Source organism: Acinetobacter kanungonis (assembly GCF_009939195.1).
GTDB classification, from domain to species: Bacteria; Pseudomonadota; Gammaproteobacteria; order Pseudomonadales; family Moraxellaceae; genus Acinetobacter; species Acinetobacter kanungonis.
This window is the reverse complement of sequence record NZ_JAACKC010000001.1, coordinates 651,182-674,184: the sequence shown is the minus strand read 5'-3', so window position 1 is coordinate 674,184 and position 23,003 is coordinate 651,182. Positions and strand designations below refer to the sequence as shown.

24 protein-coding genes, 6 tRNA genes, 1 other RNA gene and 1 riboswitch are annotated in these 23,003 nt (G+C 42.8%); of the genes, 14 read left to right on the top strand and 17 right to left on the bottom strand.

Going from position 1 to position 23,003, the window contains the following annotated elements; all coding sequences use genetic code 11:
- The first annotated feature begins 114 nt into the window (after positions 1-114).
- Both GWK51_RS02965 and GWK51_RS02960 read left to right on the top strand, forming a co-directional pair.
- Complete coding sequence (locus tag GWK51_RS02965; RefSeq protein ID WP_161932597.1) at positions 115-600, top strand: DUF1289 domain-containing protein; 486 nt, start codon at positions 115-117, stop codon at positions 598-600.
- A gap of 44 nt (positions 601-644) precedes the next feature.
- Positions 645-1,256: a LysE family translocator gene (locus tag GWK51_RS02960; RefSeq protein WP_161932596.1), complete on the top strand. Its 612-nt coding sequence runs from the start codon at positions 645-647 to the stop codon at positions 1,254-1,256.
- Positions 1,257-1,266: 10 nt separating this feature from the next.
- Here GWK51_RS02960 and GWK51_RS02955 read toward each other — a convergent pair whose 3' ends face one another.
- Complete coding sequence (locus GWK51_RS02955) at positions 1,267-1,821, bottom strand: TetR/AcrR family transcriptional regulator (protein WP_161932595.1); 555 nt, start codon at positions 1,819-1,821, stop codon at positions 1,267-1,269.
- A gap of 88 nt (positions 1,822-1,909) precedes the next feature.
- On the opposite strand from GWK51_RS02955, the gene GWK51_RS02950 reads away from it, so the two are divergent.
- Complete coding sequence (locus GWK51_RS02950) at positions 1,910-2,446, top strand: HPP family protein (RefSeq protein ID WP_161932594.1); 537 nt, start codon at positions 1,910-1,912, stop codon at positions 2,444-2,446.
- Positions 2,447-2,488: 42 nt separating this feature from the next.
- On the opposite strand, the gene ribB is transcribed toward GWK51_RS02950, so the two are convergent.
- The 12 genes from ribB to GWK51_RS02890 all read right to left on the bottom strand — a co-directional run bounded on the left by ribB (position 2,489) and on the right by GWK51_RS02890 (position 9,703).
- A complete protein-coding gene (gene ribB / locus GWK51_RS02945; RefSeq protein ID WP_161932593.1) occupies positions 2,489-3,148 on the bottom strand; it encodes a 3,4-dihydroxy-2-butanone-4-phosphate synthase in 660 nt (219 codons plus the stop codon).
- Between the two features lie 111 nt (positions 3,149-3,259).
- Positions 3,260-3,416: riboswitch (FMN riboswitch) on the bottom strand.
- Positions 3,417-3,609: 193 nt separating this feature from the next.
- Complete coding sequence (gene panD, locus GWK51_RS02940) at positions 3,610-3,990, bottom strand: aspartate 1-decarboxylase (RefSeq protein WP_016165796.1); 381 nt, start codon at positions 3,988-3,990, stop codon at positions 3,610-3,612.
- A 144-nt stretch (positions 3,991-4,134) separates the two neighbouring features.
- A complete protein-coding gene (gene pth / locus GWK51_RS02935; protein ID WP_142769292.1) occupies positions 4,135-4,716 on the bottom strand; it encodes an aminoacyl-tRNA hydrolase in 582 nt (193 codons plus the stop codon).
- Between the two features lie 20 nt (positions 4,717-4,736).
- Entirely contained in the window at positions 4,737-5,033 is a 297-nt protein-coding gene (rplY, locus tag GWK51_RS02930; RefSeq protein ID WP_100243190.1) for a 50S ribosomal protein L25, read from the bottom strand.
- A 100-nt stretch (positions 5,034-5,133) separates the two neighbouring features.
- The gene (locus GWK51_RS02925) at positions 5,134-6,087 is read right to left on the bottom strand and encodes a ribose-phosphate pyrophosphokinase (protein ID WP_100243191.1); all 954 of its coding nucleotides are present in this window, start codon (positions 6,085-6,087) and stop codon (positions 5,134-5,136) included.
- Between the two features lie 36 nt (positions 6,088-6,123).
- Positions 6,124-6,198 (bottom strand) — tRNA-Gln (locus tag GWK51_RS02920).
- A 93-nt stretch (positions 6,199-6,291) separates the two neighbouring features.
- Positions 6,292-6,366, bottom strand: a tRNA-Gln gene (locus tag GWK51_RS02915).
- A gap of 18 nt (positions 6,367-6,384) precedes the next feature.
- A tRNA-Gln gene (locus GWK51_RS02910) sits at positions 6,385-6,459 on the bottom strand.
- 24 nt (positions 6,460-6,483) lie between these two features.
- Positions 6,484-6,558, bottom strand: a tRNA-Gln gene (locus tag GWK51_RS02905).
- Positions 6,557-7,387 (bottom strand): 4-(cytidine 5'-diphospho)-2-C-methyl-D-erythritol kinase, encoded by an 831-nt coding sequence (ispE, locus tag GWK51_RS02900; RefSeq protein ID WP_161932592.1) that lies wholly within the window; start codon positions 7,385-7,387, stop codon positions 6,557-6,559. The genes GWK51_RS02905 and ispE overlap by 2 nt, the downstream gene beginning before the upstream one ends.
- Before the next feature lie 12 nt (positions 7,388-7,399).
- Complete coding sequence (gene lolB / locus GWK51_RS02895) at positions 7,400-7,981, bottom strand: lipoprotein insertase outer membrane protein LolB (RefSeq protein WP_100243202.1); 582 nt, start codon at positions 7,979-7,981, stop codon at positions 7,400-7,402.
- A 9-nt stretch (positions 7,982-7,990) separates the two neighbouring features.
- Positions 7,991-9,703: a tetratricopeptide repeat protein gene (locus GWK51_RS02890; protein ID WP_216071665.1), complete on the bottom strand. Its 1,713-nt coding sequence runs from the start codon at positions 9,701-9,703 to the stop codon at positions 7,991-7,993.
- 79 nt (positions 9,704-9,782) lie between these two features.
- On the opposite strand from GWK51_RS02890, the gene hemA reads away from it, so the two are divergent.
- Entirely contained in the window at positions 9,783-11,066 is a 1,284-nt protein-coding gene (gene hemA, locus GWK51_RS02885) for a glutamyl-tRNA reductase (protein ID WP_161932590.1), read from the top strand.
- A gap of 16 nt (positions 11,067-11,082) precedes the next feature.
- On the opposite strand, the gene GWK51_RS02880 is transcribed toward hemA, so the two are convergent.
- Together GWK51_RS02880 and GWK51_RS02875 are read right to left on the bottom strand one after the other, a co-directional pair.
- A complete protein-coding gene (locus GWK51_RS02880; RefSeq protein WP_161932589.1) occupies positions 11,083-12,957 on the bottom strand; it encodes a DNA primase in 1,875 nt (624 codons plus the stop codon).
- Positions 12,958-13,142: 185 nt separating this feature from the next.
- The gene (locus GWK51_RS02875) at positions 13,143-14,132 is read right to left on the bottom strand and encodes an outer membrane protein assembly factor BamD (RefSeq protein ID WP_161932588.1); all 990 of its coding nucleotides are present in this window, start codon (positions 14,130-14,132) and stop codon (positions 13,143-13,145) included.
- A 71-nt stretch (positions 14,133-14,203) separates the two neighbouring features.
- Between GWK51_RS02875 and rluD the strand changes: the two genes are divergently transcribed.
- The 3 genes from rluD to GWK51_RS02860 all read left to right on the top strand — a co-directional run bounded on the left by rluD (position 14,204) and on the right by GWK51_RS02860 (position 16,754).
- Entirely contained in the window at positions 14,204-15,256 is a 1,053-nt protein-coding gene (gene rluD / locus GWK51_RS02870; protein WP_161932587.1) for a 23S rRNA pseudouridine(1911/1915/1917) synthase RluD, read from the top strand.
- An 85-nt stretch (positions 15,257-15,341) separates the two neighbouring features.
- On the top strand, positions 15,342-16,082 hold the full coding sequence (gene pgeF, locus GWK51_RS02865; protein ID WP_161932586.1) for a peptidoglycan editing factor PgeF: 741 nt from the start codon (positions 15,342-15,344) through the stop codon (positions 16,080-16,082).
- Positions 16,083-16,187: 105 nt separating this feature from the next.
- The gene (locus GWK51_RS02860; protein ID WP_161932585.1) at positions 16,188-16,754 is read left to right on the top strand and encodes a flavodoxin family protein; all 567 of its coding nucleotides are present in this window, start codon (positions 16,188-16,190) and stop codon (positions 16,752-16,754) included.
- A gap of 42 nt (positions 16,755-16,796) precedes the next feature.
- On the opposite strand, the gene smpB is transcribed toward GWK51_RS02860, so the two are convergent.
- The gene (gene smpB / locus GWK51_RS02855; protein WP_016165809.1) at positions 16,797-17,273 is read right to left on the bottom strand and encodes an SsrA-binding protein SmpB; all 477 of its coding nucleotides are present in this window, start codon (positions 17,271-17,273) and stop codon (positions 16,797-16,799) included.
- A 251-nt stretch (positions 17,274-17,524) separates the two neighbouring features.
- Here smpB and coaD point away from each other — a divergent pair, with 251 nt between their 5' ends.
- The 5 genes from coaD to GWK51_RS02830 all read left to right on the top strand — a co-directional run bounded on the left by coaD (position 17,525) and on the right by GWK51_RS02830 (position 19,363).
- A complete protein-coding gene (coaD, locus tag GWK51_RS02850) occupies positions 17,525-18,016 on the top strand; it encodes a pantetheine-phosphate adenylyltransferase (protein ID WP_016165810.1) in 492 nt (163 codons plus the stop codon).
- A gap of 1 nt (position 18,017) precedes the next feature.
- A complete protein-coding gene (locus tag GWK51_RS02845) occupies positions 18,018-18,281 on the top strand; it encodes a YfhL family 4Fe-4S dicluster ferredoxin (protein ID WP_100243201.1) in 264 nt (87 codons plus the stop codon).
- A gap of 27 nt (positions 18,282-18,308) precedes the next feature.
- Positions 18,309-18,686, top strand: an RNA gene (gene rnpB, locus GWK51_RS02840) — RNase P RNA component class A.
- A 73-nt stretch (positions 18,687-18,759) separates the two neighbouring features.
- A tRNA-Met gene (locus tag GWK51_RS02835) sits at positions 18,760-18,836 on the top strand.
- Between the two features lie 450 nt (positions 18,837-19,286).
- Positions 19,287-19,363: transfer RNA gene (locus GWK51_RS02830), tRNA-Met, on the top strand.
- A gap of 119 nt (positions 19,364-19,482) precedes the next feature.
- On the opposite strand, the gene GWK51_RS02825 is transcribed toward GWK51_RS02830, so the two are convergent.
- A complete protein-coding gene (locus GWK51_RS02825; protein ID WP_161932584.1) occupies positions 19,483-21,108 on the bottom strand; it encodes an NAD+ synthase in 1,626 nt (541 codons plus the stop codon).
- Between the two features lie 239 nt (positions 21,109-21,347).
- On the opposite strand from GWK51_RS02825, the gene GWK51_RS02820 reads away from it, so the two are divergent.
- Together GWK51_RS02820 and GWK51_RS02815 are read left to right on the top strand one after the other, a co-directional pair.
- Complete coding sequence (locus tag GWK51_RS02820) at positions 21,348-21,833, top strand: type IV secretion protein Rhs (protein ID WP_161932792.1); 486 nt, start codon at positions 21,348-21,350, stop codon at positions 21,831-21,833.
- A gap of 195 nt (positions 21,834-22,028) precedes the next feature.
- Positions 22,029-22,985, top strand: a complete 957-nt coding sequence (locus tag GWK51_RS02815; protein WP_161932583.1) for a metal-dependent hydrolase — start codon at positions 22,029-22,031, stop codon at positions 22,983-22,985.
- Positions 22,986-23,003 lie beyond the last annotated feature (18 nt).

The window sequence follows — 23,003 nt, the reverse complement described above, 5'->3', positions numbered from 1 at the left end:
TATGGTTTTTTAATGCGGTCAGAAAAGGTATGATGCTTGAGCAGTTTTTAATAGCTGTTAAAAACTTTAAGCATTGTTTTTGTGATTGTATCTTGCTGATTTTAGGAGCTTATTTTGAGTAATGATCGTCGGATTGCTTCACTGACGCCGTGTGCAGGGCGTTGTTCTACGGTCTTTGGTGATGCGGTTTGTCGGGGATGTCGTCGTTTTAATCATGAAGTGATTAAGTGGAATACCTATTCGGCTCAACAACAACACGCGGTTTGGCTGCGATTAGATGCTCAACTGGATCAGATTTTAGTTCCGATGTTGCCTTTTGCGGATTTACGTCATGTGGAAGGTTTTGTGTTGTCCAAGCGCGTACGTTTACGCCCAGACGCCTCGAAAGGACGCAAGTTATATCATGCGCTCAAAATTTGTGAAAAGAACAAAAATTTTACCAATGAAAGTGGCTTAGGGATTAGTGAGCAACAAGTGAAAGCGTTGTGGCAAGAGTTTGAGCGACGTGTGTTGGCATTGGCAACAGCAAGTTATGATTTGGCATTTTTGCGTGCAGATGGGATCAGTCATAGTTTATTGCGTGATCAGGAAGAAGATTAATCTCTTCACTCTATTGAAATTTGAATAAAAGAAAGTAATGACTTGTGAATTATATTGAATATTTTTTATATTGTTTTGCCGTAATCATAATGATTGCCACTCCTGGACCCGTGATGCTTTTGGTTGCCAGTGCAGGTTTAAAAGGCGGTTATCGACGAGCTTTACAGACTATTTTTGGAACCAACCTTGCTTCTCTGGTGCTGATAGCAGCTTCGATTGCAATTCTAAAAGGTTTTCTGACCATTAGTGAGCAGTGGTTTAATGCCGTTAAAATTCTAGGCTGTCTGTATATTATTTATCTGGGGATACAGATTTTAAGAGAAGTCTGGCAGGGGGATGTAGGGGCTGAAAATGCTTCAAGCACTGTTGCCAATGGTGGATTTAAGCAAGGTTTTCTGGTGGCGATTTCCAACCCTAAAGACATTATTTTCTTTGCCTCTTTCTTTCCGCAATTTGTACAGATTACGCCGAATTTGAACCTCAGTCTGGGTATTTTAACGCTTAGTTGGATTGCTCTTGATTTTGCCACGCTCTCCTTTGTCTATCTGATGTTCAACCGCTTTTCTCGTTCCAAGATGTATCAGCATCTATTGGCGTTTTGTGGGATGATTTTAATTGCTGTGGCGCTCTATGGAATCTACATTAGCATTAGTTAATCGGGTTGTATCATTCATCGATTAAGCATTTGATTAACTTATCCAATAAGGCTTTATTTTGTTCTGCTTGAACAAGATCAAAGCCTTCGACTAGAAAACGACTGATCAATGCTTCTAGAAAGTTATAAGTTAATTCAGTGATTTCACCTGCATGTTTAAAACTCATCACCTGTTGGTGAATTAAATTTTTGATCCAGCTTTTATGCTGTTGCGCAATCTCTACAAAAGTTTGGTCTTGTGCAGTACTTTCTGCGACTGCACGAATAAAGAGACAGCCTTTGAAAGTATCTGTTTGAAACCAGTCCATATGCCAATCATAAATTTTATGGATGGCATCAAGCTGATCGTGTCCTTGCACACAGGTGGACAGGCTTTGTCTAAACTTTAAATCTCGCGCTTTTAGGACTTGAATCACCAACTGTTGTTTATTGCTGTAATAGGTATACATGGTGGTTTTGGAACAGCCCGATTGGTCGCGAATTAAATCGACACCAACCCCAGAAAAACTATGCTGATTAAATAAGTGTTCTGCCGTATCCAATATTTTCTGTGCAGATTTTGACATCTATATTTATTCCTTGTAAATAGTACAGATCTGTACTATTTTGATTTTAAGCCATCGACTTGAAGAAAACAACATCAGGGGGATATCAATGCGCATATTTACAGGCAAAGAAAAACTTTCTACGACACCATCAGGGAGGGAGATTCTGCTGGGTTTTATTGGCGGTAGTCTGAGCATTTTGGTTTTGCTGTGTTTGGGCGCTTGGAGTGGTCACCTTTTTATTATGGCTCCCTTTGGTGCCAGTTGTGTTTTGCTTTATGCGGCATCCCAATCCCCATTGGCACAACCCAGAAACATCATTTTCGGGCATTTGATCTCGGCTGCGATTGGGTTGTGTTTCTTGAAATGGTTTGGTGCGAGTTATCTATCTATTGCCTTTTCAGTCGGTGCAGCAATTGCATGCATGCAATATTTTCGTTGTATCCATCCTCCAGCGGGTGCGAATCCTTTGGTGATTCTCTTATCGGCACCTCATGTGACTTATGACTGGAGTTTCTTGTTGTTTCCTGTAGCACTAGGTGCCTGTGTGTTGGTTGGCATTGCTTATCTTCTTTATCACTTAAAAGCAAAGCATCACTGGCCACTGTATGGATTGGGCTTGTGGCGCAGTAAAATGGACCAATGAGCATTTGAGCATGCCTCAGCACAGTGACTGAGGCATTTCATTTTAAATCTGATGAGCCAGGCGATATTGCACCAATTCTTCAATGGTAATTACGGTCAGCTGATGGGTTTGTGCATAAGCCAGTACTTGAATGCCAGAAGCCATGGTGCCATCTGGATTGGTTAACTCACACAACACACCCGCAGGTTTCAATCCTGCCAAACGGGCAAGATCAATGGTTCCTTCAGTATGCCCGCGGCGGCTAAGTACACCACCATCACGTGCGCGTAAGGGAAAGACATGACCAGGGCGGTTCAAGTCACTGGCAACTGCACCTGTGCGGGTTGCTGCTTGAATGGTGGTGACACGATCTTGTGCAGAAACGCCTGTCGTGACTCCTTGAGCCGCCTCGATGGTGACGGTGAAAGCAGTTTTGAATTGGCTAGAGTTATCACTCACCATTGGTGGCAATTCTAAATGGTCGGCGAGTTCATTGGTGATGCAAAGGCAGACAATACCTGAACCATCACGAATCATACGTGCCATGGTCGCAACCGTTAATGTTTCCGCAGCAATAATTAAATCGGCTTCATTTTCACGATCAAAGTCGTCCATTACCAAGACAGGTTTACCTTGGCGGATATCGGTTAAGGCTTGTTGAATACGTTGTTCAGCAGGGGGAAGGGCTGAAAAGAAGATTTCGGGTTGAATTAAACTAGACATTGAAACGCTCGCGTAACTTGAAAATACGATTGAACATTTCAGGACATGTGAAAATAGGCTCGTAGCAAAACCATCTTACTGTGCTTTAGGCAATAAGAAGGGTGTTGATGACGTCGTCTTCTTTCATCCGGACTATACCGTCGGCTTTGGCTTTGAACCAAATCTGCATGTAGGGTTGAGACTACACGCTCGTGGGCTGAATCAGCAGAAATCATGATCCGACTGAAATTACCACCGGTGGGGAATTGCACCCCGCCCTGAAGCGATGTAGGCTCATTATAGGCTAATTTGCAGAAAATGTGATTTTTCATGTAACTTAAGCGTCATGATTATTTCTGACAAGGTTTGCAATTAAATTGCTAAGACAATGAATTGGAGGAAGAGGGGAGAATTATAGGATGGAGAACTTGGTTATTTTTCGGAAATAAAAAAGCTCGCAATTTGCGAGCTTTTTCTGCATCTTAAGCCACTTGCACAGGAATACAGTTTGCAGTGTGATTTACTGTATTGTCTGGGTTCGCGTAGACTAAACGTGGTTTGTGCGCATTTGCTTCAGCTTCAGTGAACGCACCGAATGTTGCAATGATGACAAGATCACCAACATCAGCTTGATGAGCAGCACCGCCGTTGACAGAGATAATGCCAGAGTTGTCTTCACCGCGAATCGCATAAGTTGCGAAACGTTTACCGTTGGTAACGTTCCAAACATGGATTTCTTCGTATTCACGAATGCCAGCTAAATCCATTAACACACCATCAATTGCACAAGAACCTTCGTAGTGAAGTTCTGCATGTGTAACTACAGCGCGGTGAATTTTGCATTTTAATAAACGAGATAGCATGGCGAGCGTCTCCTGAGTGGACCTAAGACCGTTATCTTATGGTTAAATCAATCGCTTCTTACAAAACCAGTAATCGGCAAAAAACGCATTTTGCTCTGAAATGAGCAACATGGCAAGAAGGATTGTTCAACAATTCAAATAAATTCAGTTGGGTTTATAAGCATTGATTTGATTCATTGCTTGCTGGATATCACCATTCACGAGTAACTTGAGTCGTGAGAGTGCATGGTCAATTGCATCATCCATTAAACCTTGTTCACTGCTTGGCGCTTTGCTAAGCACATGCCCAGAGACACGTTCTTTTGAACCAGGATGACCAATACCAATACGCAGACGATGAAAATTTGGACCAAGATGTGGAACAATGTCACGTAGTCCATTATGACCACCATGACCGCCGCCAGTTTTCAGGCGAATCACACCAGGGTTCATATCAAGCTCATCATGGGCAATTAACATTGCTTCAGGTGCGACTTGATAAAATTTGCAGAAGGGAACAACACTTTTGCCTGAAAGGTTCATAAAGGTTGTTGGTAAAAGCAGACGGACGTCTTGACCTTCGATATTACCACGACCGCTGATTCCGTGAAATTTAGGGTCGTTTTTTAATGTAATGCCATATTTGTCTGCAATGCGTTCTACAAACCAGAAGCCTGCATTATGGCGGGTTTGGGCATATTCCTTTCCAGGATTGCCCAAACCAACAATTAGCGAAATATTAGCCACTAATTTACACCATTAAACACTTATGCGCGTTTGAAGTCAGCGTGCATTGGAGTGTTTTTAGCTGGGTGACGTTGTAACGCTTGGATTTTAACGCTTTCAACTTTGTCGCCAACTTTGATTTCAACAACTTCTTCAAAGAAAGCGTTGTTTTCTAAAGCTTTAACAAGCTCACGAAGTTCTAAAGTAACAGCTACAGGTTCAGCGTTGCCACCGTAGATGATTGCTGGAACTTGTGCAGCGTGACGAAGGCGGCGGCTCGCACCTTTCCCTTGGTTAGCTGCTTCACGTGCTTGTGCGTTTAATACGAAGTTTGCCATGATAGACATCCTTAATTTAAGTTTAATTAAACTAGATCTGCGACCGACCTAGTGAGACAAAGCCCTGCACTGGGCAGGGCTTTTAAAATTCAGCGCTATATTATAGATAAGAATCAAACATTGCGCTAATAGATTCTTCGTTGTTAATACGACGAATTGTTTCAGCAACCATGCCGGCAACCGAAACTTGGCGAATCTTACCAAGTGCTTGTGCTTCTTCAGACAATGGAATTGTATCTGTTACAACGAGTTCGTCGATGACAGAGTTTTTCAAATTCTCAATGGCTTTGCCTGAAAGAACAGGGTGAGTTGCATAGGCAACCACTTTGCGTGCACCAAATGTTTTTAGTGCATCAGCAGCTTTACATAACGTACCTGCTGTATCGACCATATCATCAACAATGACACAGTCACGACCCTTCACATCACCAATCAAATGCATCACTTGTGATTCATTCGCTTTTTGACGACGTTTATCGATGATCGCAAGATCAATATCACCCATTTGTTTTGCAACAGCTCGAGCACGAACTACACCACCAACGTCTGGAGAAACAACCATTAGGTTGTCATGAGACTGTTGACGTAAGTCAGCAAGCAATGCAGGTGTACCGTAGATGTTGTCTACAGGGATATCGAAGAAACCTTGGATTTGGTCTGCGTGTAGGTCAATCATTACAACACGGTCAATACCAACAGTCGTCAGCATATCTGCAACAACTTTTGCGGTGATTGGAACACGTGATGAACGAGGACGACGGTCTTGACGCGCATAACCGAAGTAAGGAATGACAGCAGTAATACGACCAGCACTTGCACGACGTAATGCGTCAGCCATTACTAAGATTTCCATCAGGTTATCATTAGTAGGGGCGCAAGTAGGTTGTACGATAAATACGTCTTTACCACGAACATTTTCAGTGATTTCAACAGCAATCTCACCATCAGAGAAGGTAGAAACTGATGCTGCACCTAAAGGAATGTGCAAATGGCTTACGACTTTTTGAGCGAATTGTGGATGAGCAGTTCCACTAAAAACGACAAGATTGGGCATGAAGCACCCTTGGCGGTTGGTATGTTTGAAAATAGATGGCAGGGGCGGCTGGATTCGAACCAACGGATGGCGAGATCAAAACCCGCTGCCTTACCACTTGGCGACGCCCCTAATGCGGCAGAATTTTAATATTTTTGCATATTCATGTCAAGGTGAAATGACAAGAAGATCAAAAACGCTATTCTGTCTTTTAAAACTTGAAATTGGCAGGGGCGGCTGGATTCGAACCAACGGATGGCGAGATCAAAACCCGCTGCCTTACCACTTGGCGACGCCCCTAAATTTGATGTGTGTATATGGCAGGGGCGGCTGGATTCGAACCAACGGATGGCGAGATCAAAACCCGCTGCCTTACCACTTGGCGACGCCCCTAATACATACATCTACAGGTGAAATTGGCAGGGGCGGCTGGATTCGAACCAACGGATGGCGAGATCAAAACCCGCTGCCTTACCACTTGGCGACGCCCCTATTGAACTTTAAAATGACGCAATGGAGATTCATTTAAACTATTGACCAAGTAAGCTTTACAAGGCGAATGCTTAAGAATTTCATCAACGTGCATTTCAGCAGTTACTTCAGTAAAAACACAAGCACCTGTACCTGTAAGTTTTGCAACACCGAACTGATCTAAATATTGCATCGCTTCATCGACTTCAGGATATAAGTTTCTTGCCAGAGGCTCAAAGTTATTTCCAAAGTCAGATGGCTTTATCTGATAGGCGCAGAATTTAGATGGCTTCGTGTTTCTTGTCAATGTTTTTTGTGAAAAAAGTAGTTGAGTGCTGATAAAACAGTCAGGTTTAAGCACAATGTATTGTTTTTGATCTAAGTCTATGAATGTTAAGTGTTCACCAATGCCTTCTGCCCATGCATTTTGACCATGGACAAAAATAGGTACATCGGCACCGAGTTTCACACCCAGTTCTGCCAGTTGTTCAATGCTTAACCCACATTGCCAAAGTTGATTGACCACTATTAGGGTCGTCGCGGCATTCGAGGATCCGCCGCCCAAGCCAGCCCCCATGGGAATGTTTTTCTCGATTTTAATCTTTAAGCCAGTGAAATGCTGGGCAAAGGGTTTCAGCATCTGTGTGGCTTTGTAAATTAAATTTTGCTCAAGATCGACGTTATTTAAGCCATCAATCTGAATGTGGTCTTCCTGCAGGGGCTCAAATTCCAGCCAATCATATAAATCAATCAACTGAAAAATACTTTGTAGCTCGTGATACCCATTTTCACGACGTCCCGTGATGTGTAAAAACAAGTTCAGTTTTGCAGGAGAGGGTACGCGAATCATAGCCAGCCAGAATTAACGGTTTTGAATGAGCATTGTAATACGATTTTCTTTGCCAGATTCAAGTTCTTGTTTAAGAACTAATTTATTCGGCAGTTGAGCTGTATCGTTATAACTGAGATCGACTTGCCAGCCATCTTCAATGATTTGTTGAGGACGATTGCTGGCATCTTTGTTGATTTGTGCCTGTAAGGTAGCTGGTCGCGCCTGCACCCAATCCACTAAATGGGTAATCGGTGCTTGCCAGCCTGTTGCCTGTTCCAGTAGTTCTTCAGGTGTTGCCGCTTGAATCAGCCCTGTTTTGGCACTGTTCAAGCTCACAGCGCCTGGTTTGCCTGTAATTTGGGTTTTACCTACGCCCAGAATGCCACTCAGCTCAATATCAAATTCTTGCTGTTGTTGCTGCCAAGTAAAAAAGGCGCTCCCAGACTGTTGTGGCGTGCGTACACCTATTTTGCCTTGCAAATTAAAATTATTCTGTTCGGCAGCATTTGGACTTTCCGCAGGAATTTGCGGTTTGGTAAATTGCTGACAACCCGTAAGGAATAAAACACTGCTGGTCAATACGGTCAGACCGACTTTGGAAAATACACGCATCAAAATCAATTAGCTCTTTTTCATTTGTTCAGGTAACAGTAACGAATTTAGTTGTTCCAATTGCGGGTCATTTGGATGTTTTTGTTTGAGTTGTTGTAACACCGCGCTAAATTCTGCAATTTTTCCTTGCATATATAAGGCCTTGGCATATCGTACGCCTATCGAAACACTATTGCTTAATGTGTAGGCTTTACCCAGTACTTGCGCTGAAGTCTCGAAATCGTTCTGCAAATAGGTGATATAGCCCAGCGTATCCAAAATCGAAGCCTGATCAGGTGTGTATTCTAATGCTAGTTCGACATAATGCCGTGCATCATCCAAACGTCGATTTTGCAGTGCCAAGGTATAGGCATAAGCATTCAAATAAGTTGGACTATTCGGTTCAATTTCCAGTAAGCGATTCAACAGTTGTTCCAACTTGACCCGATCTTGAAAGGGATCGAGCAAGAGCACTTCGGCATAAATCAAGTCGGGATCATCTGGCAGGTTCTTAATGGCTTCATCCAATAAGCGACGTGCAGCCTTATTGTTGTTCATGCGCTTTAAAATATCGGCTTGTGCCTGATATAAAAAACTAGCATGTTGTGGATAATTAACCCGTTCTTGAGTCAAAAAGCGCAAGGCATCCTGTAATTTGTCCTGCTGGGCGTAGATATTGATCATGCTGCGTCTAGACACAGGATAGAGGCTGCCATCTACCAAGCGATAATAAGCTTTGGCCGTTTCAAAATGCTGTTTCCGTTCTGCATTAACCGCCAAATAGTAATAGGCATCATTTTGATATTGTGCGGAATAGCGCAACTCGACCAAATATTTTTCCGCATCTTCATATTGCTTTAAGTCGATACTGGTTAAGCCTGCAAGAAACAGGGCTTCTTCCTGTTTCGGCCAGCTTTTTAGAATACTTTCCAGTCTTTTTAATGCGATATCGGATTGATTGACTTTAATCAGATATTTCACTTCTGCAAGACGCACTTCGAGGTTGTCCCGATGTCGACGACTGGATTTGTCATACCATTTCAGTGTTTCTTCCTGATTGCCTAATGCATTCAGTAAGTTCGCTTTCATCAGGATAAAGCCCGTGACTTTGGGGCGTTTACGCAAGGCGCGGTTCACAGTTAGCAATGCTTGTTCATATTGCGCATTTTGTGCTTCTAAACCTGCAATCAGCACCAAAATAGAAGGATTGTCTTTTTCCTGACTGGCCGATAAGGTTTTGAGCAGCTCTTCTCGATCACTCTGCGTTTCAGGGGAAATACCTGCCAAGATTTGTTCTAAATCTGCATTTGGATCAATGTTGAGAATTTTATCCAGTGTTTCCGCAGCCAGCTCATATTCGTGTGCTTTTAAGGCAATATGCGATAAATAAAATAATGCAGGCACATCTTCAGGTTCTTGCACCACCCAGTGCGTGGCAATATCGAGTGCAGCTTTTAAGTCATCTTGTTCTAAGGCAATGTTTAAGGCACGCTGTTTGACCAGAGTGGAGTTGCTGCGAATCGCAAGTACCGTGTAATTATGCAAGGCAGTTGGAATATCGTGATAAGCCAAAGCGAATTCGGCAATCATGCTTTGTTTTATGGCATTATTATTTGAATTTGCATGATAAACTGCCTCCGATGCTCTTACATGAGTACCAGAAGCCATGCTACCAAGCAGTAAGAATGTGGTAGAATACTGCTTTATCGTCGTGCCGTTCATACGGCTGTATGTTTGACGCAATTTTTTCTTGATCCAAGTAATGCTTTTTATGACACCGATGTTGCACAATAGCATAAATTTAGTGAATTGATGATTTGATATGTCTTTCTTTGCATTGGGGGTCAACCATCAAACCGCGTCAGTAGAGTTGCGTGAGCAAATTGCATTTAATGCTGAAAAGCTGAGTGTATTGCTTGCCCAGCAAAGTCACAACACTGAATTAAACGATTTAGTGGTGGTCTCGACGTGTAACCGCACCGAAGTTTATGCCATATCCGAAAATGCAGATATGGTATTAAATTGGCTCGCCCAAGCAAATGATCTTGATGTCAAACAACTGGTCAATCATGTTTATCGTTATGAAGATGCACAAGCCGTTACGCATTTGATGCGGGTTGCCAGCGGGCTAGATTCGCTCATGTTGGGTGAACCGCAAATTTTAGGACAAGTAAAATCTGCCCTATCTTTGGCAAAAGATGCACATACCGTTTCAGGTAATTTAAACCGAATTTTTGAATATGCCTTCTATGCGGCAAAACGTGTCCGTTCTGAAACTGCGGTGGGCAGTCATGCCGTTTCAATGGGGTATGCTGTTGCGCAGTTGGCTTTACAAGTCTTTAGCCAACCTGAAAAAATGACCGTGTTGATCGTCGCAGCTGGTGAAATGAATAGCTTGGTGGCGAAGCATTTGGCAGAGATGGGCGTCGGTAAAGTCCTGATTTGTAATCGTACCCGCGAACGTGCTGAACTGTTGGCACAAGAAATTGCCCATCAAGTGGATGTTGAAATTATTGATTTTACTGCGTTAGCTGAAAACTTATACCGTGCAGATGTGATTTCAAGTTGTACCGGTAGTTTACATCAGGTGATTTCTTATCAGGATGTCAAACGTGCCTTAAAGAAACGTCGCTATCAGCAAATGCTACTGGTGGATTTAGCCGTACCACGCGATATCGAGCCTAAAGTAGAATCTTTGGATGGGGTCTATCTTTACGGGGTCGATGATTTACAGTCTGTGATTGATGAAAATCTGGCACAACGTCGCCAAGCGGCGGTTGAAGCCGAGGTGATGGTGAATCAGTTAGCCGTAGAGCTGATTACCCATGAACGTGTGAATGAAGCGGGTGCAACCATTCATCAATACCGTGAACACGGACATGAATTACAACAAGAAGAATTAGAATTGGCGTTAGCACGCTTACAAAAAGGCGAAAATGCCGCGCAGATTATGCATGAATTTGCCCATCGTTTAACTCAAAAGCTGTTACATCCAACCTCAATTGTCCTGCGCGATGCGGCCAAGGCAGAAGATCCAGCCTATTTTGAACAGCTCCAACAAAGCCTTGCTTATGTGATTGAGCATCGTCGTAAAGCTAAAAAATAATCGTTTTTTCGATGACTTAAGATAATAAGCGCAGTCCGATTTTCTTGGTCAGTTCATTGAGTTGTTGGCGTAAATTACGTGATTCAAGCAATGAGTTTGGATCTTTTAATTTCTGACGTAAATATTTTTCCTGCAAAGCCAAAGCATATTCAGTCGCCAGTTTATCAGCCATTTCAGGTGCATGGGTCAGCACTTCAATATTGGTACGTCGCATAATATCGGCAATTTCTAAACCGTAAGTGCTGCAAGCACCGAGTACATAATACGTGGCCAGTTCTTGATCATCAGGCAAATTATCAAAAATTCGGTTCAGAATAGTTAAGATATGCGAAAGTAATTCATTGCTGGGCACAAATGCCCGTAGCGTTTCAAAATGAATATATAAAAAGGGGTGGTGCATTAAAATTGCGATGGCGAAATCTTCATCTTTGGTGCGAATGTTAAAAGATAAAGATGCATCATTACTCAGTTGCGGTGTCCAGCGCTTTCCAAAACCCAGTTTTTCTTTAAAGGACTGATTCAACAGATAACGGAAGGAGCCTTTTTGAGGGAGCAGTTCAGTCAGTTGGCGCAGTTCTGCCATCACCAGACTTTTACCTTCAGGACTGCTGATGTCCTGATTTTGAGTTAAATGTGCAAATACAAAGTCAGAAAGCAAAGGTGCTTGCTGTAAGAGGCGCTGGAAATTTTCCAAGCCTTCACGTCGGATCAGGGAATCTGGATCATGATCATTCGGCAGGACAAAAAACTTGAGTTCACGACCATCATTTAACAGCGGAAGTGCAATTTCCAAAGTGCGTCGTGCTGCTTTTTGCCCAGCAGCATCACCATCAAAGGCAATGGTAATACGGTTATTCTGTTTAAACAGAATATTTAAATGCTCGGTATTACTCGCAGTTCCTAAGGTTGCAACCGCGCCATAAATACCATTTTGTTGTAATGCTATGACATCCATGTAGCCTTCAACCATCAGCCAGTCTTGAGCTTTCTGCTTGCGTCCTTCATACAGTCCATAGAGTAACTGATTTTTATGAAAGACTTCGGAATCTGGCGAGTTGATGTATTTCGGTTTAATTTCATCATTTAGGGCACGACCACCAAAACCGACCACACGACCTTTGGCATCGCGAATTGGGAAAATTACCCGATCACGCAATAAGTCAAAATCGCGTCCCTTGTCACTGGTCCGGATTAAACCCAGTAATTTTAAACCCTGAACGTCTTGTGGAAAGGCCTTTTCCAGATGTTGCCAATCTTCAGGTGCATAGCCTAAACGCCAGAATTGTATCGTTTCTGCACCTAAACCACGGTGTCTAAAGTAGTGTTGCGCAGTTTGACTTTGTGGCAGTTGTCGCTCGTAGAACTGAGCCACATTTTCCAGTAGGTCGTAGAGATTACCATCTTGCGCTGGAGCTTCATGGAACTCTTGAAACGGTTCAAACTGGGCAAAGGGATCATCGACATTACGAAATTCTTCAAAAGGGTCGTGATCAATGGGCAGTTCAGTTGTAGCAGGCGATTGAACAGGGGCTGTCTTCGGCGGCTCTACAACAACTTTGGCTTCGCGTTTATAGGAGAGACGCTTGGAATCTTGATTGTCTTTAGGGAGTTCAATGCCTGTTTGACTGGACAGGTCTTTCATCACATCGACAAAGTTACGATTGTCGATGTCCATCAGAAAACGAATGGCATTACCATTGGCTTGGCAACCAAAGCAGTGGTAATACTGCTTGTCACGATAGACGTGAAACGAAGGAGATTTTTCCTGATGAAACGGACAGCAGCCCGAATAGGTGCGTCCTGTTTTTTTTAGTTTCACGCGTTGACCAATCAAGTCGACAATATCAGTTCGATCGAGAATTTGATCTATCGTATGTTGAGGAATGGCCATAGTCGTTATCGTGATTGGTGCAACAAAAAGAAAATACAAAGTGAGATTTGGATAAATCCTATGCTTTGTAAAAGAACACTATTTATTTGTATATGGTTTGACCAACCTGATCAAGCCCAATACCCAATATAAAAGGGCAAGTATGATAACTTGCCCTTGAATAAATTGCACGATGAGTTGCGAGTTTATTCGGCAGCCGCACCTGAAGCTGGTGTTTCAGTTGTTGTTGCTGGTCGATCCAGCAAACCGAAACTCATGCGGTTGGTTAAGCTACGTTGCTCAGCGGGTGCAGCCGTTTTTGGTGTTTCGATGTTGCTTTGTTCTTCACGACCAAAGACACCGAATGTTGCACGGTTGACCCAGCTGCCTTCTTTACGTGCCGCACGTAAATTGACGCTGCCGTCTGATTTCACCAAGTTTGGATAGTTCAGCTTTAATACATTCACATATTGTTGTGCTGTCGCTTGGTCACCCAATTGCTCATAGCCATAAGCCACAGTCGCTAGCGCTTCTGGAATTTGCGGGGTTTGTGGATAGTGTTCGATCACCCATTGTGAACGCTCTACCGCAGCCAACCACGCTTTACGCTTAATGTTAAAGCGCGCCACGTTCATTTCACTTTCAGCCAGTTCATTGCCGATATACTTCATACGTTGTGCTGCATCTACGGCATACGTGCTAGATGGATAACGACGAATGAAGTCGACAAAGTTTTGGTAAGCCAGTTTTAAGTAGCTGGTGTCACGGTGTGATTGCTTTAATGAGGTATAACGCATTAAACCATCATAGTTTTGTTCCATGTTCGCTACACCGCGAACATAGTAGGCATAATCCACATTTGGATGCTGTGGATTTAAGCGAATAAAACGCTCGGCAAGGCTGATGGTGCCTTCATAATCTTTTTGCTGGAATTTTGTATACAGTAACTCAAGCTGAGCTTGCTGCGCATAATCACCCGTTGGGTAATATGTATCAATGGCTTCTAGGTACTTGGCAGCATCAGTATATTGACCATTATCTAACGCTTTCTCAGCTTTTTGTATATACACTTGCTCACTTAATTGTGGGCCTGTATCTACCACTTCTTTTTTTGGATTACTGCTACAGCCCACCATTGCAGATGCAATGCCTAAAGAAAGAGCGAGCATTGTAATTTTATAACGTGGCAGCGACATAAAAATTCCTCTGTTAATACGGGCAATGAGCTACAATTGCGCTATTAAACCACTTTTGTTTGAATGATCAAATGACCCAAGCACAATCTACTGATACAAATTTTGCAGAAACTGATTTCAATTTACTTGAAGAAACAGACGAAGCAGATAACCATACTTCCGATGCAACTGCAACACGTTTATCGTTGCAATTTCAATTGGATGAAAGCTATATCGGGCAACGTATTGATCAGGTGGCTGCCAATGTTTGGAGTGACTTTTCGCGTGAAAAACTCAAGCAGTGGCTGAAGGATGGGCATTTGTTGGTAAATGGTAACACTGTGAAGCCAAAGTACAAATGTGAAGGAAATGAGCTACTTACTCTGGATGTCGAGTTGGAAGCACAAACCACCAGTCAGCCTGAAAACATTCCTTTAAACATTGTTTATGAAGATGATGACATCATTGTCATTAACAAACCTGTAGGCATGGTGGTACATCCAGGTGCAGGGAATACCACGGGAACTTTAGTCAATGGATTGCTTTACCACTATCCAAAATCGGCTGAACTTTCACGTGCAGGCTTGGTACACCGTATTGATAAAGACACCAGTGGCTTATTGGTGGTGGCGAAAAACTTAGAAGCGCAATTCTCACTGAGCAAGCAATTGGCAAAAAAAACGGTTTATCGTGTTTATGATTTGATCGTTTACGGCAATATGATTGCTGGCGGCACCATTGATGAGCCCATTAAACGCCACCCTGTAGATCGCGTGAAAATGACGGTATTGCCTGGCGGTAAAGATGCAGTGACGCATTACAACGTGAAAGAGCGTTTTCAGCATTTCACGCGTGTACAAGCACGTCTGGAAACAGGTCGTACCCATCAAATTCGTGTGCATTTCTCTTATATCGGTTTTGGACTGGTTGGCGACCAAGTTTATATGCCACGTGTTCGCGTACCTGCAGGGGCGTCTGAATTGCTGAATGACACCTTACGTGCCTTTAAACGTCAGGCTTTACATGCAGCACAGTTGGGACTGGTTCACCCACGTACGGGCAAGGACATGATGTTTGAAGCGCCGTGGGCGGAAGATTTTGCAGCATTGGTTGATGTGTTACGTAGTGAAGATGCAGCCTATTAAGTCTCTGACTTGAAATAACTTCACGGTATAGCCTTATGACAAGTAATACCGTGAAGAATGATGATTTTATAATAAGGAATTCAACATGCAATTTGTTCAAGGATTGCCAGAGGGGATCTGTGTAGGGCAAACCCGAGTACAACACGAGCATGCCTTGGCGTCGGATAAACCTGAATTGGCAGGTTTTAATCTGGCATTGCATGTACAGGATGATGCGAAGCGGGTGCAACAGCACCGTATGCAGTTGCTACAAGAGTTTTCTGCCTTTGGTGTACATAAAATTACTTGGATGACGCAAACGCATAGCACCATTTGCCATACCGTGAATGAGCAAATCTGCTTTGAGGCACTGGAAGGCGATGGTTTGGTGACGCAACGCAAACAGCATGCCTTAATGATGATGACCGCAGATTGCTTACCGATTGTACTGGGTAATGCTGAAGCCACTGAAGTTGCCAATCTGCATGCAGGCTGGCGTGGGCTGGCGAATGGTATTGTGGAAAATACCATTGCAGCGATGCAACATCCACCTGCATGGGCATGGTTGGGGGCTGCCATCAGTCAACCTTGTTTTGAGGTGGGGGCTGAAGTCAAACAAACTTTCTGTAGTAAATATGCTGCGCTGGATTCTGCTTTTGAACCCTCAAAAGAACAGGGAAAATACATGGCAGATTTATACGCGATCGCACGTTATATTTTACAGCAGCATGGTGTCACCAAGATTTTGGGTGGCGATCAGTGTACCTATCGACAAAATGATGAATATTATTCTTATCGCCGTAATGTTAAGACTGGGCGTATGGCAACTTTTGTGTTCATCAAATAAGCTGGTTTCTTCTGTTTGACTCGGGCGATTTCATTGTTGATGTGCTCGCCTCAAATCAAGTAAAAGTGTTAAACTTGACTGAATTATTTGGTTTTAAAAGTTTCCATGTCTGTTACTGATCTCGTTTCTGCTGCTCCTGTTCATGTCTGTGTGGTTTATCATAGTCCTTATGGGCATACGGCTAAAGTGGCTCAATATATTGCGCAAGGTGCAGAACAGGCGGGTGCAGATGTGCATCTGATTTCAGTGGCAGCAGTACAATGGGAACTGTTGGATCAGGCGGATATCATCATTATGGGTTGTCCAACCTATATGGGGAGCCTGACCTCGGCACTGAAACAGTTTATGGAAGATTCATCTAAGCGTTGGTTAGCCCGTGCTTGGCAAGGCAAGCTCGCTGCAGGCTTTACCAATGGTGGTGGCTTAAGTGGCGATAAGTTGGCAGTCTTGCAGCAGATCAACTTATTTGCCATGCAACATGGCATGCTCTGGGCGGGTTTGCCGTTTATGCCTACAGGTCGTAGCCAGCAAGATATTAACCGTATGTCGAGCTTTTTGGGATTAATGACCCAGTCCGATAATGCCAGTGTGGAAGTTACACCACCAGAAGGCGATTTGGAAACAGCGCGCAAGTTCGGTAAATATTTGGTCGAGCTGAAAGCTGATTATTAAAAGATGAGTCATTAAAAAAACCTCCAAGTGGAGGTTTTTTTATTACTTGTGGAACAGGCGGGCTTTGTCACGCTGCCAGTCACGGTCTTTTTCAGTGGCACGTTTGTCGTGTAGTTGTTTACCTTTCACCAAAGCAATTTCAAGCTTGACCAAAGGGCCTTTCCAGTAACACGCCAAAGGTACACAAGAGAAGCCTTTTTGATTCACAGCACCGAGTAATTTGGCAATTTCATTGCGATTCAGCAATAATTTACGTGTACGTGTCGCCTCAGGCACTACATGGGTCGATGCAGACAATAAAGGCTGAATTTGCGCGCCAAATAAATAGGCTTCACCATTTTTAAACAAGATATAACTTTCCGTCAGGGTCATGCGACCAGCACGTAAGGACTTTACTTCCCAACCTTGTAAGGACAGTCCAGCTTCAAATTTTTCTTCGATAAAATAATCATGACGGGCACGCTTATTTTGGGCAATCGTACCGCCATTATGTTTTTTAACTACAGTTGCTTTCGCCATAATCAGTTACTTCCAAAGTTATGACTATTGTGCCCCAACATGACCTTACTGACAATTCTTAAATCGAATCAGCAAGATTTAATCTAAAGCAAATAGAGCGATAAAGGATGCGCAGCGATTGGGTGAAAGTGGAAACAGTAGAATAGTTTTGAACGAATAGTGAAGATTTTTCAAATTTATGCAGTTTCTTCGCTAATAAAATCAGATTTTGTTAAAATACCTCCCAATAAAATGAATCAGAGTACAAATGGATGTCTAAAACTCGCGTAATTTATCCAGGAACATTTGATCCAATTACCAATGGGCATGTCGACCTTGTAACGCGTGCATCAAAAATGTTCGACGAGGTGGTGGTAGCCATTGCGATTGGACATCATAAAAATCCATTGTTCAAACTAGAAGAACGCGTGGCATTAGCTCAAGCTTCTCTGAGCCATTTACCCAATGTAGAATTTGTGGGATTTGATGGTTTATTGGTGAACTTTTTCCGTGAACAGAATGCGACTGCGGTATTACGTGGATTGCGTGCTGTTTCGGACTTTGAATATGAGTTCCAATTGGCTAATATGAACCGTCAGTTAGATTCACGCTTCGAAGCGGTGTTTTTGACCCCATCTGAACAATATTCATTTATTTCTTCCACGTTAATTCGTGAAATTGCTCGTCTGAAAGGCGATGTCACCAAATTCGTTCCTGAAGCGGTGGTCAAAGCTTTTGAGCAGAAGCATCAACAAGGTTGGTAGAGTGTCTTTATATATAACCGATGAATGCATCAATTGTGATGTTTGTGAACCTGTTTGCCCCAATGAAGCGATTTATATGGGTGAATTGATTTACGAAATTAACCCAGACTTATGTACCGAATGTGTGGGACATCATGATCAGCCGCAGTGTCAGCTATTCTGTCCTGTGGATTGTATTCCCTTAGATCCGAATCATGCAGAAACGCAAGAACAGCTGCTAGAAAAGTATCAACGTTTAATTGCTCAAAAAAGCACAAGCAAATAGTTTTTAAATTTGATAAGATGCGCCTTCGAAGTGAGCCAGACGATCGCTGCTGTGGAGGTCTCCGTGACTAAAGCAGGGGAGGAAAGTCCGGGCTTCAACGGGCAAGGTGCCAGGTAACGCCTGGGCGGCGTGAGCCGACGGAAAGTGCAGCAGAGAGTAGACCGCCTTCATTATGGTTTCGAGCAATCGGAATCGGAGGTAAGGGTGAAAGGGTGCGGTAAGAGCGCACCGCATGACTGGTAACAGTTCATGGCATGGTAAACCCCACCGGAAGCAAGACCAAATAGGGATCCTTTAGGCATGGCCCATGCTGGATCCGGGTAGGTCGCTGGAGCGTATGAGTGATTGTACGCCTAGAGGAATGATCGTTCACGACAGAACCCGGCTTATCGGCTCACTTCACCAAATTTTGATCAATTAAGCGCATTAGGTACTTGACGTACTGTAAATAAAACTAGATAATGCGCGCACAGTTTACGGCTATGTAGCTCAGTTGGTTAGAGCACCGCACTCATAATGCGGGGGTCACAAGTTCAAGTCTCGTCATAGCCACCATTTTATAAATCACGTTCCTATAACGTGATTTTTTTTGTCTAAAATTTATGGTTGGACACTTTTTAAAATACCCTGTTCAATCGCATGGTTAAAATATTCAGAATCATCCTAAAAGCACTTTGATCATTTTTCAGTGTGATGTGTCTGCTGTTCAGTCCATTCTTCTGTTTTTGATACCATTGATCTTCCTTGTTATTGCTATGCTTACAGGACAGCAATAAAGCTCCACCAAGTCATGGATGTAGATATTGGAGCTGTGTCTGAATAACTGTCGCAAAATATAAAAGCGGCGAAGGTATCTGTGTTTTTTAGACTGATAAAGTGATGAAAAATATACAGTTAAGGCTAGTTTTTATAGTGAGTTTAACTGGTTGTACAAACTCTGAACATTCAAGTGTAAAAAGGCTTGACGCATAGAGATGAAATTTAGATAATGCGCACACAGTTTACGGCTATGTAGCTCAGTTGGTTAGAGCACCGCACTCATAATGCGGGGGTCACAAGTTCAAGTCTCGTCATAGCCACCATTTTTATAGACCAGGCTCTCAGCTTGGTCTCTTTTTTTGTGCCTGAAAAATAAATTCTAAAAATGATCCATAAAAAAGCCCAAACAGATGTTTGGGCTTTTTTATGTACTGATTAGCGCTTAGACGCCAGCTTTCCAACCATTAATGATTGGGTAACGACGTTCACGGCTAAAGGCACGTGAGCTGATACGTGGACCAATTGCACCTTGGCGGCGTTTATATTCATTGAAGTCGACCAAACGAATCACTTTCTTCACCACTTCAGCATCAAAGCCTTTGGCAATAATGTCATCTTGGCTCATGTCTTCTTCAATATAGGCATAAAGGATTGCATCCAGTACGTCATAGTGTGGTAAAGAATCTTGGTCAGTTTGATCTGGACGCAATTCAGCAGAAGGTGGACGGGTAATCACACGCTCAGGAATCACAGGGGTTTCTGCAATGCTGTTACGGTATTTCGCCAATTCAAATACGATGGTTTTGTACACATCTTTCAGTACGGCAAAGCCGCCCACCATATCGCCGTAGAGGGTGCAATAACCGACAGAAAGTTCAGATTTGTTGCCTGTAGACAGTACAAGGTTACCGAACTTGTTCGATAAGCCCATTAACAAGGTACCACGTGCACGTGCTTGTAGGTTCTCTTCCGTCGCATCCGCAGGGGCATTGCCAAAGAATGGATACAGTGTTTGCATGAAGCTGTTTACAATCGGATTAATTTCAGCAATACCAAAGGTAATCCCCATGGTCTTGGCTTGAGCTGCTGCATCTTCTACGCTGATTTGAGAGGTGTAGGTATACGGCATCATCACTGCTTGTACCTTGTCTGCACCAATCGCATCTGCTGCAATTGCAAGGGTTAGGGCAGAGTCGATCCCACCTGACAGACCTAAAATCACACCAGGGAAACCAGAGCGTTGTACATAGTCACGGGTTGCCATCACCAATGCTTGATAAATCTCAGCCATGGTATCCAGTGTTTGGCTGCTTTCAGCAATTTTGTAGCTTTGCTGTTCAGCAATATAGTCTGTATAGAACAAAGCTTCTTGGAAGCTTGGTGCTTGCAGAGCAACGGCACCATCCTTGTTAATTACAAAACTGGTGCCGTCAAAAATCAAATCGTCCTGACCACCCACTTGGTTAGCGTAAACCAAATGAATATTTAACTGTTTAGCCAGCTCTTGCATGGTATTGATGCGGTGCTGTGGTTTGCCGACTTCATAAGGAGAAGCATTCAGTACCAACACAGTTTCAACATTGAGTTGAGCCAATTGCTGAACGGTATTGAGTGACCAGATATCTTCACAAATCAGTAAACCGAACTTATGACCTAAGTATTCAAACACCAAGTGTTGATGACCTTCGTTGAAATAACGTTTTTCATCAAACACGCCATAGTTTGGCAGGTTTTGTTTATTGTAGATGCCCAGAATCTTACCGTCTTTCATCACTGCGGCAGAGTTATAACGCTGACCATCTTCAGTTTGATTCACAAAACCAAACACCATCACGATGTCTTTGACTTGGCTGAGTTGTTCGAAGGCTTGTTGGGTACGTTTAGATAGGCTCGGGCGTAACAGTAAGTCTTCTGCTGGGTAACCAATGGTTGATAATTCAGGGAAGATGATTAAATCTGATTTTTGCTTTTTGGCTTCGTTTGCCAATTGTTGCATTTTTTCAGCATTTGCTTCGATATTGCCAATGTGCGGAGAGAATTGTGCTAGGGCAATTTTAAAACTTTTCATTCCAACTTAATCCTAAAGCTATAGGGATGTGTACACAGACCACTGATTTTTTTAATCGTTATTGGGTCAGTACTGTGTAATCAACGACAAAACAAAGAATAAATATTTGCGTTGATACTATATACGAATTGCGACAAATGTAGTGTATAAATCCAAAAAAAATTCTTATTTGCATTTAGAAAAGCACAGCATAATTGGATATGCAGTTTTATGGATATTTCACTGAAATGGTTAAAGATATGGTGCAATACTTTTCAACGCTGATTCAGAGCATTAAGCTCATCGGGGTTTTAGCGCAGCGTCCATTGACTGAGGGTGAAAAAAAATTGGTACGCAGTATTTTTGCAGATACAATTCAGCTCGATTGTGTGCAGATTGTTGCGCATAAAGCCATACTGAAAAATTATGCCATGAGTCCTAATGGACACATCTATTTTCATCAGCAAAATTACTGTCAGGACTTTTCCAAGTGTTCACTTCGTTTACAGTCATGGTTTATGCATGAGATGACCCATGTCTGGCAATATCAACAAGGCATTGCTGTGGTCCGTAAGGCAATGTTTGATCGCCGTTATGCTTATGTTTTAGAGCAGGGCAAATTATTTTTACATTATGGCATAGAACAACAGGCGCAAATGGTGCAGGACTATTTTATTAAAAAGGCACAGGGTCAGGACTGTGTTGCTTATGAGCAGTGTATTCCGTTCTTGGCATCTAAAGCGTGATTTTGTCCTGTGTAGATAATTCTGTCAGGAAACTGTCGGACAAACTTCGTGAAAGGCAGAAATTGCAAATCAAATGACTCGAATTGCTAATGGTAACTTAAATGAGCTGCCTTAGTTTTTTACTGTAAGCATGTGCAAACACCGCATATGTACTACCACAAAGTTGCAGTTACAGTAGAAAAATAAGGAATGGTCATGCAATTCATTTCACCACTTAAAAATACATTGAGCCATGTATTTTCTGGTCCACGCTTTGATAGCTTAAAACAGTCTCCCATGATACCAATTCGGCATATGCGGTTTGACTTTGATGCTAAAACATTAGATCCCAAATTTTATTTAAATGCAGAGTTGGCCAGTGCTTATTTTGCATCACTCTCCATTTTTCTGACGTTTGGAGAAGATTTGGTGATTGATACCGCACGTTATCACCGTGAATTGATCCAAGATCCATTGCTAAAGCAGCGGGTCACCGCCTTGATTGGTCAAGAAGCCATCCATTCCAAAATGCACAATGAATTGAATGATGCGCTGGTAGGTTTGGATTTTCCTGTGCAACTGTTTCGTACATGGGCAGGGTGGGTGTTTGATTATGGGTTTAACCGCTTACCGCAGCCCATGAAGCTATCTTTAATGGCAGGCATTGAGCATTTCACTGCGGTATTGGCGGAATATATGATGAAACATGAAGATATCTTTTTCCATTCTCGGGATGAAAAGCAACGTGCCATCTGGATGTGGCATATGCTCGAAGAGTCTGAGCATAAAGATATTGCCTATGATGTGTTTCAGTCACTTTCAAATAATTATGCATTACGAATTGCAGGCTTTTTTCCAGCACTGATCACGATTTTGCTGCTGATTTCATTCGCCTCATTGCTAGTGCCGTTTTATCGACGCCCCAAAAATTTGATTCGCTTAAGTTATTGGAAGGAAATGCCGTATAGCATCGCGCTGATTTTTGGACTGAAAGATGGTGTTTATGGTAGCACCATGCGACATATTTTTGATTATTTACGTCCGAACTTTCATCCGAATGATTATGATACTTCAGCTTATTTAAGCTATTACAAAGAAAAATTATTACATCCTGAACATGGCATTTTGACGCCTTACTTCACAAGGGAATTTATCCCTAGTTTACGCTCTTAAGCCAGAGGAGCATTCAAA